The organism is Pseudomonas sp. GL-B-19 (genome assembly GCF_019956415.1).
Taxonomy (GTDB): domain Bacteria; phylum Pseudomonadota; class Gammaproteobacteria; order Pseudomonadales; family Pseudomonadaceae; genus Aquipseudomonas.
This window is the reverse complement of record NZ_JAHBDK010000021.1, coordinates 110,834-123,823: the sequence shown is the minus strand read 5'-3', so window position 1 is coordinate 123,823 and position 12,990 is coordinate 110,834. Positions and strand designations below refer to the sequence as shown.

Genomic DNA, 12,990 nt, shown 5'->3' with positions numbered 1-12,990 from the left:
ACCGATATGTGGCGCGCTACAACAATGTAAGGCGCCACAGCTACAACGGTTACCACTCGCCGGTAGCGGCAGAAAAGATGGCGGCGTGAGAACCGAAAACAATGTCCAAAATTACTGGACCAGATCAGGCTCACTCCTACAAGGGGTCTTCAGTGAACATGGGGGTTTGTGTTCAGGCACAAAAAAGGCGACCTGCTCAGCTCAGTTCGCCTTTTTCATTGCACTCAGAAATTACTGCCCGGTGTAAATCTGATCAAAGATCCCGCCATCATTGAAGTGGGTCTTCTGCACCGTGCGCCAGTCACCGAAGGTCTTCTCTACCGACAGAAAATCCACTTTCGGGAATCGATCCGTGTACTTGGCCAATACCGCCGGATCACGCGGACGCAGGTAATTTGCCGCCGCAATCTCCTGACCTTCCGGCGACCACAGGTATTTCAAGTATTCCTCGGCCGCAGCACGAGTGCCTTTCTTGTCGACCACTTTGTCGACCACCGACACCGGTGGCTCGGCTTCAGCGGATACGCTTGGGTAGATCACTTCAAACTGGTCACGACCAAACTCGCGGGCAATCATTTCCGCTTCGTTTTCGAAGGTCACCAGCACGTCGCCGATCTGGTTGGTCATGAAGGTAGTGGTGGCCGCGCGACCACCGGTATCCAGTACCGGGGCTTGTTTGAACAGCTTGCCGACGAAGTCTTTGGCCTTGTTCTCATCACCGCCATTCTTCAGCACATAGCCCCAGGCCGACAGGTAGGTGTAGCGACCATTACCTGAGGTTTTCGGGTTCGGCACGATCACCTGAACGCCGTCTTTCAGCAGATCGGGCCAGTCTTTCAGGGCTTTCGGGTTGCCTTTGCGGACGATGAATACCGTGGCCGAGGTAAACGGTGCGCTGTTGTTCGGCAGGCGCGTGACCCAGTTCTCCGGCACCAATTTGCCGTTATCCGCCAGGGCGTTGATGTCGGTGGCCATGTTCATGGTGATGACGTCAGCCGGCAGGCCGTCGATCACCGAACGCGCCTGTTTGCTGGAACCGCCGAAGGACATCTGCAGGATGATGTTTTCGTTGTGCTCGGCTTGCCAGTGTTTCTGGAAGGCAGTGTTGTAGTCCTTGTAGAAATCGCGCATCACGTCGTAGGAAACGTTGAGCAGGGTCGGGGCGGCCTGAGCCATGCTGGTCAATGCCAGGCCAGCGGCCAGAAGTGAGGCGCCAAAGAGTTTTTTCACTGCGCAGTCCTTGTTCTAAATTAAAAGTGAGGCAATTTGCCAGCGACTATAGCCGCGCGCGCATAGGCCTTTAAAGATTAAAAAGCTCTTTGCTTATTCCAGTTTCTTAAACAGTGCGTTGCCGCATCGCGAGCAAAATGCCGCGCCGTGTTCGTGGCTGTTTTTCTTGCACACCGGGCAATCGTGTTGCAGCTGTTCACCGCGCATGGCGTTGGCCAGTTCGGCGGTGAAAATCCCGGTGGGCACGGCGATGATCGAGTAACCGGTGATCATCACCAGCGACGAAATTACCTGACCCAACGGCGTCTTCGGCACGATGTCGCCGAAGCCCACAGTGGTCAGCGTGACGATCGCCCAATAGATGCCTTTGGGAATGCTGGTGAAGCCGTGTTCCGGACCTTCGATCACGTACATCAGTGTGCCGAACACCGTGACCAGGGTGCTGACGCTGACCAGAAACACTACGATTTTCTGTTTGCTGCCGCGCAACGCCGACATCAAGTAGTTGGCTTGCTTGAGGTATGGGCTGAGCTTGAGCACGCGGAAAATCCGCAGCATCCGAATGATCCGGATGATCAGCAGGTACTGCGCATCGGCGTAATACAGCGCGAGGATGCCGGGCACGATGGCCAGCAAATCCACCAGCCCATAGAAGCTGAACGCGTAGCGCCACGGCTTGGGTGAGCAATACAACCGCAGAATGTATTCGACAGCGAAGACGAAGGTGAAACCCCACTCGATATAGGCCAGCACATCGGCGTAGTTCTGGTGAATGGAATCGATGCTGTCGAGCATCACGATGATGATGCTGGCGAGAATGATCAACAGCAGGGTGCCGTCGAAGCGCCGCCCCGCCTTGGTGTCGCTTTGGAAAATCATGACGTAAAGGTCTTCACGCCAATTTTTGCTGCTGTCCATGGAAAACGCCTGAACCGGGAATCAGCGCAGCCTAGGTTGATTCTCCCCAGGAGCGCAAGGCGCACTGGCCCCCGTCGCTTTGCCGAACACTTGAGCAGCCGTACGGGTCAGCCAGCAGGCGAGGATGAATGGCGCGGTCAGCGTGGGCAGACCGATAGCGGCAAACATCGGCGTCAGCAGCAGCGCTAGTGCAATGCCCACCAGTGGCAGCCATGGCTGCTGGCGCTGCGAGCTGAAGGCGAGGGCGGCGAGCACGGCGTTATAGCCACCGAGGCCGAGCAGGCCGGTGTAGAAGTCGTGGTGTAGCAGGCTCCAACCCATGCCCGCAATAGACGCCAACAACGCCCAGCAGAATGCGCGACGATCAGCGATCAGCAAACCGGCGGCGATCAACGCACCGGCCAGCGGATGACCGAGGAACATCACTTGGCCGAGACCTTTGAGTGGTGCGGCGAGCATGTTCAGCGTGTTGATCTCGATCAAATGCGCCTTGGTCGAGGGTGTGGCGAAACACAGCAGCAACCAGCTCAGCGCCACGAAGGGCGCGGTGTAGGCGGGCAGGTATTGGCTAAGCCGGGCACGCTTGAGCCACTGTTGAGTGAACATCGCGCTCAGGCCGCCGCAGGCAATGATCACCAGCGGCAGCACGGCGGACCACGGGAAATACAGACTCAGCAACAAGCCGAGCAAAACCCCGTTGTAACTGAACAGCCCGGCCTGGCGATCGGCCTTGGCATAGCCGCGACGTTGCGCGGTAAGCAACCCGGCGACACCGCCCAGCAGCGCACCGCCGAGCAGCACCGGCGCGGTAAACAGAATGGCCAACAGGCACAGCAGACCACACAGCGGATGGCGCTGGAGGAAAATCTGACTGAAACCGTTGAGCAGGGCAGTCGCCCAGTCGGGGCAGTGGGTGTTGAAGTGATTGGCAGGCATTATTTTTCTGTGTGTCAAAGTGACCGAGTCGCTCGCATCGCTGGCAAGTCAGCTCCTACAAAGGCAATGCAATTCCTGTAGGAGCTGGCTTGCCAGCGAAGGGGCCAGTACAGGCGCTAAATCAATGTCTCAATGCGCAATGAGTTAGTCGACCCCGGCTGCCCAAACGGCACACCCGCGGTGATCAATAAGGTGTCGCCACGCTTGGCCATGCCTTGGGCCTGGGCAATCTCCAGCGCCGTCGAGCACACTTCATCCACTTGTCGCAGCCGATCATTGACCACCGAGTGCACGCCCCACGCCACGGTCAGGCGACGAGCGGTTTGACGGTTTGGAGTCAGGTTGAGAATCGGCACCGTCGGCCGCTCCCGAGCCGCGCGCAAACTCGACGTGCCGGACTCGCTGTAGTTCACCAGCACCGCCACCGGCAGCACATTGCTGATGCGACGAATCGCACAGCTGATCGCGTCGGAAACCGTCGCTTCGGCTTTCGGCCGGCTCACGTCCAGTTGCGTCTGATAGTCCGGGCCGTTTTCCACCTGGCGGATGATTTTGCTCATCATCTGCACGGCTTCCAGCGGGTATTCGCCGGAGGCAGTTTCGGCCGATAGCATCACCGCATCCGCACCTTCGGCCACGGCGTTGGCCACGTCGGTGACCTCGGCGCGGGTCGGGGCCGGAGAAAAACGCATCGACTCCAGCATCTGCGTCGCCACCACCACCGGTTTGCCGAGTTGGCGGCAGATGCTGATGATGTTTTTCTGAATCTGCGGGACGCTTTCGGCGGGCACTTCCACGCCCAAGTCACCGCGGGCGACCATGATCGCGTCGCTCAATTCAGCGATTTCGCGAAGCTGAGTCACCGCCGATGGCTTCTCGATTTTTGCCATCAAAAACGCTTTGTCGCCGATCAGTTCGCGGGCTTCGCGAATATCTTCCGGACGTTGCACAAACGACAACGCGACCCAGTCCACACCCAACTCCAGACCGAAGCTCAAATCACGGCGATCCTTGGCGGTCAGCGGGCTCAGTTCCAGCACCGCTTGCGGCACGTTCACGCCTTTACGGTCCGACAGTTCACCGCCGTTGAGCACGGTGGTGTCGATGGCGTCGGAGTACTTGGTGACCACGCGCAGACGCAGCTTGCCGTCGTCCAGCAGCAGGTCCATGCCCGGCTCCAGCGCCGCGATGATTTCCGGGTGAGGCAGGTTAACGCGGCGCTCGTCACCCGGCGTCGGGTCCAGGTCCAGGCGCAAGGCCTGACCGCGATGCAGTTGCACCTTGCCTTCGGCGAACTTGCCGACCCGCAGTTTCGGGCCTTGCAGGTCCATCAGAATGCCCAGTGGGTAATTCAGTTGGCGCTCGACTTCACGAATCCACTGGTAGCGCTGAGCGTGGTCGGCGTGATCACCGTGGCTGAAGTTCAGGCGGAAAATGTTGACCCCTGCCTGTACCAGTTCGCGGATGTCGTCGATCCCGTCAGTGGCAGGGCCGAGGGTGGCGAGGATTTTAACCTTCTTGTCAGGCGTCATGTTTAGGGCTCTCGAGAATCAGAATGGCGCGGAAGTCGTTGACGTTGGTGCGGGTCGGCTCGGTGACGATCAATGCGTCTAGCGCCTCGAAATAGCCGTAGCCATTGTTGTTGTCGAGTTCATCGCTGGCGCTCAGACCGAGGGCGGCGGCGCGGGCGTAGCTGTCCGGGGTCATGATTGCGCCGGCGTTGTCTTCGGAGCCGTCGATGCCATCGGTGTCACCGGCCAGCGCATACACGCCTGGCAAGCCTTTGAGGCTGTCGGTCAGACTCAGCAGGAATTCGGCATTGCGCCCGCCACGGCCATTGCCGCGCACGGTCACCGTGGTTTCACCGCCCGACAGAATCACGCACGGCGCCGCCAATGGCTGACCGTGCAGGACCACTTGCCGCGCGATACCGGCGTGAACCTTGGCCACTTCACGGGATTCGCCTTCCAGATCGCCGAGGATCAGCGGGCTGAAACCGGCCTGCCGCGCCTTCACTGCTGCCGCTTCAAGCGACTGCTGTGGACGGGCGATCAACTGGAAATGACTGCGTGCGAGGCTCGGATCGCCGGGTTTGACCGTCTCCGATTCAGGGCTTTGCAGCCAGTTGCGCACCGAGGCCGGGACTTCGATGCCATAGCGCTTGAGGATCGCCAGCGCTTCGGCGCAGGTGCTTGGGTCGGCCACGGTCGGGCCGGAGGCGATGACCGTGGCGAGGTCGCCCGGCACATCGGAAATCGCGTAGGTATACACAGTGGCCGGCCAGCAGGCTTTGCCCAGGCGGCCGCCCTTGATCGCCGAGAGGTGCTTGCGCACGCAGTTCATCTCGCCGATGGTCGCGCCGGATTTGAGCAACGCTTTGTTGATCGATTGCTTGTCGGCCAGGGTGATTCCCGCCGCCGGCAGCGCCAGCAACGCGGAGCCGCCGCCCGAGAGCAGGAAGATCACGCGGTCGTCTTCGGTCAGGTTGCTGACCAGTTCAAAAACACGCTTGGCGACGGCCTGACCGGCCGCGTCCGGCACCGGATGGGCCGCTTCGACCACTTCGATTTTTTCGCACGGGGCGCCGTGACCGTAACGCGTCACCACCAACCCGCTCACTTCACCCTGCCAGCAACGCTCGACCACCTGAGCCATGGCGGCTGCGGCTTTGCCGGCGCCGATGACGATCACCCGACCGCTGCGATCTTTGGGCAAATAGGCTTCGAGGACTTGCTGCGGATGGGCGGCGTCGATGGCTGTGGCGAACAGTTCGCGCAGGAATTGTTGCGGATCGACCGACATGGCGGGCTCCCGGAATTCTTGTTTTTGGGGTTGAAAATGAATCCGTGGCGCCTGGATCGCTGGCAAGCCAGCTCCTACAGATCGGCGCACGTCCTTGTAGGAGCTGGCTTGCCAGCGATCCAGACGCCTCGGTGTGTCAGGCAGACCGCGTTTAGGCAATCGCCGGCAAGCCGGCTCCTACAGGGTGTGTGGCGTTATTTATCGCGAATCGAGAAATTCGCCATGTGTTCCAGGCCCTTGATCAGCGCCGAGTGGTCCCAGTTGCTGCCACCGATGGCCGCGCAGGTGCTGAACACTTGCTGGGTGTTGGCGGTGTTCGGCAGGTTGATGTTCAGTTCCTTGGCACCTTGCAGGGCCAAGTTCAGGTCCTTCTGGTGCAGGCTGATGCGGAAGCCCGGATCGAAGGTGCCTTTAATCATGCGCTCGCCGTGTACTTCGAGGATCTTCGACGAAGCGAAACCGCCCATCAGTGCTTCACGCACCTTGGCTGGATCGGCACCGTTTTTCGAGGCGAACAGCAGGGCTTCGGCCACCGCCTGGATGTTCAGCGCAACGATGATCTGGTTCGCCACTTTCGCGGTTTGACCGTCGCCGTTACCACCGACCAGGGTGATGTTCTTGCCCATCGCCTGGAACAGCGGCAGGGCGCGTTCGAAGGCATCGGCATCGCCGCCGACCATGATGCTCAGGCTCGCAGCCTTGGCACCGACTTCGCCGCCAGACACTGGCGCGTCGAGGTACTGCGCGCCTTTTTCATTGATCCTGGCCGCAAACGCTTTGGTGGCAGTGGGCGAGATCGAGCTCATGTCGATGACGATTTTGCCTTTGCCGACACCGGCCGCAACGCCGTCGGCGCGGAACAGCACGTCATCGACCTGTGGGGTATCCGGCACCATGACGATGATGAATTCGGCTTCTTGCGCGACTTCTTTCGGGTTGGCCAGGGCGACAGCGCCAGCGGCAATCAGGTCAGCAGGCGCGGGGTCGTGGTGCGCCGACAGGAACAGGCTGTGACCGGCTTTCTGCAGGTTCAACGCCATTGGGTGGCCCATGATGCCGGTGCCGATAAATCCGATTTTAGCCATGACAAATTCCTCTTGTTTTTATTGCTGCTTCAAGCAAATAGGGGAGCACTGCTTTTGTAGGAGCCGGCTTGCCGGCGAAGAGGCCATCACCTCCTGCCTCGTTAATTGGCAGTGACATTGCATTCGCTGGCAAGCCAGCTCCTACGGGGATCTGTGTTAGATCGCGTTGTGGGTTTTCATCCAGCCCAGGCCTGCTTCAGTGGTGGTCAGCGGCTTGTATTCGCAACCCACCCACCCCTGATAACCGATGCGGTCCAGGTGTTCGAACAGGAAGCGGTAGTTGATTTCACCGGTGCCCGGTTCGTTGCGCCCTGGGTTGTCGGCCAACTGGATGTGGTTGATCTCGCCCAGGTGCGCGGCCATGGTGCGGGCCAGGTCGCCTTCCATGATTTGCATGTGGTAGATGTCGTATTGCAGGAACAGGTTGGCGCTGCCGACCTGTTCGCGAATCGACAGGGCTTGTGCGGTGTTGTTCAGGTAGAAACCCGGGATGTCGCGGGTGTTGATCGCTTCCATCACCAGTTTGATGCCCGCCGCTTGCAGCTTGTCGGCCGCGTACTTGAGGTTGGCGACGAAGGTTTTTTCCACGGTGGCATCGTCGACGCCTTGTGGACGAATACCGGCCAGGCAGTTGACCTGGGTGTTACCCAGCACTTGGGCGTAAGCAATCGCCAGATCGACACCGGCGCGGAACTCTTCAACCCGGTCCGGCAGGCACGCGATACCGCGTTCGCCCTTGGCCCAGTCACCGGCCGGCAGGTTGAACAGCACTTGGGTCAGACCGTTGGCATCGAGCTTGGCTTTGATTTCGGCGGAGCTGAAGTCGTAGGGGAACAGGTACTCGACACCACTGAAACCGGCCTTGGCGGCCGCTTCGAAACGGGCAAGAAAATCCTGCTCAGTGAACAGCATGGACAGGTTGGCTGCGAAACGCGGCATGGTGGTCTCCTGTTAAAAATAGGTACCTGTAGCAGCTGCCGAGGTACGAGGCTGCGTTGGGCTGCGAAGCGGCCCCCGACGGCGGTCCTGCGGACACGCAACGCAGCCTCGTGCCTCGACAGCTGCTACAGGTTTCAGGTCATCTTAATCAAGCAACGAAATCGCGGTGGGTGCGTCGTTGCCGACCAGCGCCAGATCTTCGAATTCGTTGATGGCGTTGATCTCGGTGCCCATGGAAATGTTGGTCACGCGCTCCAGAATAATCTCGACGATCACCGGCACCTTGAACTCTTCGATCAGTTCCTGAGCCTTGCGCAGGGCAGGTTGAATCTGATCCGGTTCAAACACACGCAGTGCCTTGCAGCCGAGACCTTCGGCCACCGCGACGTGATCGACACCGTAACCGTTGAGTTCCGGAGCGTTCAGGTTGTCGAAGGACAGTTGCACGCAGTAGTCCATGTCGAAACCGCGCTGAGCCTGACGAATCAATCCCAGGTACGAATTGTTTACCACAACGTGGATGTACGGCAGTTTGAACTGCGCGCCCACTGCCAATTCTTCGATCATGAACTGGAAATCATAGTCGCCCGACAGCGCCACGACCTTGCGGGTCGGATCGGCCTTGACCACGCCCAGTGCCGCCGGAATGGTCCAGCCCAAGGGACCTGCCTGACCGCAGTTGATCCAGTGACGCGGTTTGTAGACGTGCAGGAATTGCGCGCCGGCAATCTGCGACAGACCGATGGTGCTGACGTAGCAGGTGTCTTTACCGAACACCTGGTTCATCTCTTCATAGACGCGCTGCGGCTTGACCGGCACGTTGTCAAAGTGAGTCTTGCGGTGCAGGCTGGCTTTGCGCTGCTGGCAGTCTTGCAGCCAGGCACTGCGGTTTTTCAGCTTGCCGGCGGCTTGCCATTCACGAGCGACTTCGATGAACACGGTCAGCGCGGCAGCAGCGTCGGAGACGATGCCCAGGTCCGGGTTGAACACGCGGCCGATCTGGGTCGGTTCGATATCAACGTGAATGAACTTGCGGCCTTCCGTGTACACGTCGATCGAACCGGTGTGGCGGTTAGCCCAACGGTTACCCACGCCCAACACCACGTCGGATTTGAGCATCGTCGCGTTGCCGTAGCGGTGCGAGGTTTGCAGACCGACCATGCCTACCATCAGCGGGTGATCGTCCGGGATCGTGCCCCAGCCCATCAGGGTCGGAATGACTGGAATGCCGGTCAGCTCGGCGAACTCGACCAGCAAGTCGCTGGCGTCGGCATTGATGATGCCGCCACCGGCCACCAGCAATGGACGCTCAGCCTGATCGAGCATGGCCAGGGCCTTCTCGATTTGCACGCGGTTAGCCGTGGGCTTGGCCAGCGGCAGCGGTTGGTAAGCATCAATGTCGAATTCGATTTCCGCCATCTGCACATCGAACGGCAGGTCGATCAGCACCGGGCCTGGACGGCCGGAGCGCATTTCGTAGAAGGCTTTCTGGAACGCGTAAGGCACCTGGCCCGGTTCCATGACGGTGGTTGCCCACTTGGTCACTGGCTTGACGATGGTGGTGATGTCGACGGCCTGGAAATCTTCCTTGTGCATACGGGCGCGGGGGGCCTGGCCGGTAATGCAGAGGATTGGGATCGAGTCCGCCGAGGCGCTGTAGAGCCCGGTGACCATGTCCGTACCGGCAGGGCCGGAAGTACCAATGCACACGCCAATGTTGCCGGCCTTGGTGCGGGTGTAGCCCTCGGCCATGTGCGAGGCGCCTTCAACGTGGCGAGCGAGGACGTGATCGATGCCACCGACCTTCTGCAAGGCGGAGTACAGCGGGTTGATCGCGGCGCCCGGGATGCCAAAAGCGGTATCAACCCCTTCACGGCGCATCACCAGAACGGCGGCTTCGATTGCTCTCATTTTGCTCATGGTTTTGTGCCTCTTACGTTTTGTAATTGTATACAAGTGGCTTTGCGCAGAGTGTATTCACGGCGGACGGCGCAGGTCAATCCATTTTCTCAAGCGCTTGTTTCATTCGTCTGAAGCCCTGTCTTGTGTGGCTTTTCGTCGCATATGGCGCTTTTCGAGAATTATTGTATACAAAAAAATAACTCATTGTGTTCTATTTGTTGCATCGGACTGCGGCACAACGGCGCAGTCCAACGGCTTTCCGAAAAACAAAATGAGGACGGCACCATGAGCGCTTTAACCTTGAAAGTTGCAGTCAACCTGATCAACCAGGCCATCTCCGCAGGGCGTGCAATCTCGGCGGCTCCATTAACCATTGCGGTACTGGATGCCGGCGGGCACTTGATCACCCTGCAACGCGAAGACGGCGCCAGTCTGCTCCGCCCGCAGGTCGCCATCGGCAAAGCCTGGGGCGCAATCGCGCTAGGCAAAGGCTCACGTTTACTGGCGCTGGATGCGCAGCAACGTCCGGCTTTTATTGCCGCCTTGAACAGTCTGGGGCAGGGCAGTGTGGTGCCGGCACCGGGTGGTGTGCTGATTCGGGATCAGGACGGCAACGTGCTAGGGGCGGTGGGGATTAGCGGCGATCTATCGGATGTCGATGAGCAGTGTGCGATCAATGCGATCGAGGCGCTGGGGCTGACGGCGGATGCTGGGGTTACTGCTTGATTGATGGGTGACTGATCTGCCGCCATCGCCAGCAGGCTGGCTCCCACAGGTGGATTATCTGAGTGTCAGAGATCCCCTGTGGGAGCCAGCCTGCTGGCGATTGGCGGTCTACCAGACACATCCAGCTAAAAGTTCGCTTCGCCCTAGGCCAACCAAAGGTCTAGCCTTCTTCATGAATTAATCATGCAAGGGGCAAAGGAATGCCTGATCTACCCGCCTCAAACCGCTTGCGCATCGGCCGTTATGCCGAGCAGAACCGTATCTATCTCTTTACAACAAACACACTCGATCGAGCACCTGTTTTCAAGGATTTCACCTTGGGCAGATTGCTCGTCTCGCAATTTCGCGCCGCGCAGGACCGAGGCTGTGCAAACTCGTTGGCCTGGGTGGTCATGCCCGATCATTTTCATTGGTTGATCGAATTGCAGCGAGGATCGTTGGGTGGGCTGATGCAAAGGACTAAATCACTGAGTACCAAAGCAGTGAATCTGTCCACCGGCCGTACAACCAGTCTTTGGCAGCGGGGTTTCCATGATCGAGCGTTGCGTTGTGAGGAAGATTTGGTAAAAGTCGCTCGGTATGTTGTGGCTAACCCATTGCGGGCCGGGTTGGTAGAACGGCTTGGTGACTATCCACTATGGGATGCTATCTGGGTTTGATCTAAAACCGAGTTGTCACCATCGCCAGCAGGCTGGCTCCCACAGTGGATCTTCAGTGATCACTAAATTTGCATTTAACACAAAACCCTGTGGGAGTGAGCCTGCTCGCGAAGGAGGCGCTGCGATCTACCGATCCGGCTCACACCCCTTCAACACCAACCGAATAATCGTCTGCGCCGCCGCCTCATAATCCACCTCATCCAGCTTGGCTTTGCCGGTAATGGCCGTGATCTGCCAGTCAAAGTCGGCATAGGTCTGGGTCGCGGCCCAGATGCTGAACATCAGGTGGTTGGGGTCGATGGCGGCGATCTGGCCGCGGTCGATCCAGGTCTGGATGCAGTCGATGTTGTGTTTGGCCTGACCGTTGAGCTGTTCTACCAGGTCAGGGCTCAAGTGCGGGGCGCCGTGCATGATTTCGCTGGCGAACACCTTGGAGGCGAACGGCAGGTCGCGAGAGATGCGGATTTTCGAGCGGATGTAGCCGCTCAGCACTTCGCTGGGCTCCCCGTCGGCGTTGAACGGCGTCGAGGCCTGCAGAATCGGCTCGATGATACTTTCCAGGACCTCGCGGTAGAGGTTTTCCTTGGATTTGAAGTAGTAGTAGACGTTGGGCTTGGGCAAACCCGCCTTGGCTGCGATGTCACTGGTTTTGGTCGCAGCGAAGCCCTTGTCGGCAAATTCCTCACTGGCGGCACGCAGGATCAGTTCTTTGTTGCGCTCGCGGATAGTGCTCATAAACCAGGGGGTTCCTTGCCTGTTCTGGCGGTTGCGCATGGTATCACCGGCCTCGCGCGGCGCTCAAGAATGCCCCGTGTGGCGTGCTGCCGCGCTATGCTGCTTGGCATTCATTCAAGAAGGAAACCTGATTCATGGCAGGAAGCAGTTTGCTGGTGCTGATCGATGACATCGCCGCGGTGCTCGACGATGTGGCGTTGATGACCAAATTGGCCGCCAAGAAGACCGCCGGCGTGCTCGGCGACGATCTGGCGCTCAACGCCCAGCAGGTCAGCGGTGTGCGGGCCGAGCGAGAAATTCCGGTGGTCTGGGCCGTCGCCAAGGGCTCGTTTTACAACAAACTGATCCTGGTGCCATCGGCATTGGCGATCAGCGCGTTCATTCCATGGTTGGTTACCCCGCTATTGATGGTCGGCGGCGCGTACCTGTGCTTTGAAGGTTTCGAAAAACTCGCGCACAAATTCCTGCACAGCAAGGCTGAGGACCAGGCCGAACATGCCGAGCTGGTTGAAGCGGTGGCGGATCCAGCAGTCGATCTGGTGGCCTTTGAGAAGGACAAGATCAAGGGCGCGGTGCGTACCGATTTCATATTGTCGGCAGAAATCATCGCCATCACCCTCGGCACCGTGGCGGATGCCCCGCTGACCCAGCAAGTGATCGTGCTCTCGGGCATTGCCATCGTCATGACCATCGGCGTGTATGGTTTGGTGGCGGGCATCGTCAAACTCGACGACCTCGGCTTGTGGTTGACCCAAAAACCGGGCCAGGTAGCCAAAAGCATCGGCGGTGTCATTCTGCGAGCGGCACCGTACTTGATGAAAAGTCTGTCGGTGATTGGTACTGCCGCGATGTTCCTGGTGGGCGGCGGGATCCTGACTCATGGCGTACCGGCGATTCATCACTGGATCGAAAGCGTCAGCGCGGGGGCAGGCGGTGCCGGGTTTATCGTGCCAACGTTGCTGAATGCAGTGGCGGGGATTGTCGCGGGTGCGGTGGTGTTGGCGGGTGTGCTGGTTGCCAGCAAAATCTGGGGCTCAATAAAAGGCTGAAGCTATCCA

General features: G+C 59.2%; 12 protein-coding genes. 3 read left to right on the top strand and 9 right to left on the bottom strand.

All coding sequences use genetic code 11. The features are described 5' to 3' along the window. Window positions 1–231: 231 nt before the first annotated feature. From KGB06_RS09080 to gcl, 8 genes are all read right to left on the bottom strand, one after another. The gene (locus KGB06_RS09080; RefSeq protein WP_223514207.1) at window positions 232–1,230 is read right to left on the bottom strand and encodes a sulfate ABC transporter substrate-binding protein; all 999 of its coding nucleotides are present in this window, start codon (window positions 1,228–1,230) and stop codon (window positions 232–234) included. Window positions 1,231–1,323: 93 nt separating this feature from the next. Then, a complete protein-coding gene (locus KGB06_RS09075) occupies window positions 1,324–2,148 on the bottom strand; it encodes an ion transporter (RefSeq protein WP_223514205.1) in 825 nt (274 codons plus the stop codon). Between the two features lie 21 nt (window positions 2,149–2,169). Next, on the bottom strand, window positions 2,170–3,084 hold the full coding sequence (locus KGB06_RS09070) for an urea transporter (RefSeq protein WP_223514202.1): 915 nt from the start codon (window positions 3,082–3,084) through the stop codon (window positions 2,170–2,172). A gap of 116 nt (window positions 3,085–3,200) precedes the next feature. Continuing rightward, window positions 3,201–4,616, bottom strand: coding sequence for a pyruvate kinase (gene pyk / locus KGB06_RS09065; protein WP_223514199.1), 1,416 nt, complete (start codon window positions 4,614–4,616; stop codon window positions 3,201–3,203). Further along, window positions 4,606–5,886, bottom strand: a complete 1,281-nt coding sequence (locus KGB06_RS09060; RefSeq protein ID WP_223514197.1) for a glycerate kinase — start codon at window positions 5,884–5,886, stop codon at window positions 4,606–4,608. Before KGB06_RS09060 ends, pyk begins: the two co-directional genes overlap by 11 nt. A gap of 194 nt (window positions 5,887–6,080) precedes the next feature. Next, window positions 6,081–6,971: a 2-hydroxy-3-oxopropionate reductase gene (locus tag KGB06_RS09055; RefSeq protein ID WP_223514194.1), complete on the bottom strand. Its 891-nt coding sequence runs from the start codon at window positions 6,969–6,971 to the stop codon at window positions 6,081–6,083. Between the two features lie 156 nt (window positions 6,972–7,127). Then, the gene (hyi, locus tag KGB06_RS09050; protein WP_223514191.1) at window positions 7,128–7,910 is read right to left on the bottom strand and encodes a hydroxypyruvate isomerase; all 783 of its coding nucleotides are present in this window, start codon (window positions 7,908–7,910) and stop codon (window positions 7,128–7,130) included. A 144-nt stretch (window positions 7,911–8,054) separates the two neighbouring features. Then, window positions 8,055–9,830, bottom strand: coding sequence for a glyoxylate carboligase (gene gcl / locus KGB06_RS09045; protein ID WP_223514188.1), 1,776 nt, complete (start codon window positions 9,828–9,830; stop codon window positions 8,055–8,057). Window positions 9,831–10,097: 267 nt separating this feature from the next. On the opposite strand from gcl, the gene KGB06_RS09040 reads away from it, so the two are divergent. Beyond that, window positions 10,098–10,538 (top strand): GlcG/HbpS family heme-binding protein, encoded by a 441-nt coding sequence (locus tag KGB06_RS09040; protein WP_223514185.1) that lies wholly within the window; start codon window positions 10,098–10,100, stop codon window positions 10,536–10,538. 200 nt (window positions 10,539–10,738) lie between these two features. Continuing rightward, window positions 10,739–11,197: an REP-associated tyrosine transposase gene (locus tag KGB06_RS09035; RefSeq protein WP_223514182.1), complete on the top strand. Its 459-nt coding sequence runs from the start codon at window positions 10,739–10,741 to the stop codon at window positions 11,195–11,197. 126 nt (window positions 11,198–11,323) lie between these two features. Here KGB06_RS09035 and KGB06_RS09030 read toward each other — a convergent pair whose 3' ends face one another. Beyond that, window positions 11,324–11,932, bottom strand: coding sequence for a TetR/AcrR family transcriptional regulator (locus tag KGB06_RS09030; protein WP_223514179.1), 609 nt, complete (start codon window positions 11,930–11,932; stop codon window positions 11,324–11,326). Between the two features lie 134 nt (window positions 11,933–12,066). On the opposite strand from KGB06_RS09030, the gene KGB06_RS09025 reads away from it, so the two are divergent. Continuing rightward, entirely contained in the window at window positions 12,067–12,981 is a 915-nt protein-coding gene (locus tag KGB06_RS09025) for a DUF808 domain-containing protein (RefSeq protein ID WP_223514176.1), read from the top strand. Window positions 12,982–12,990: the final 9 nt, after the last annotated feature.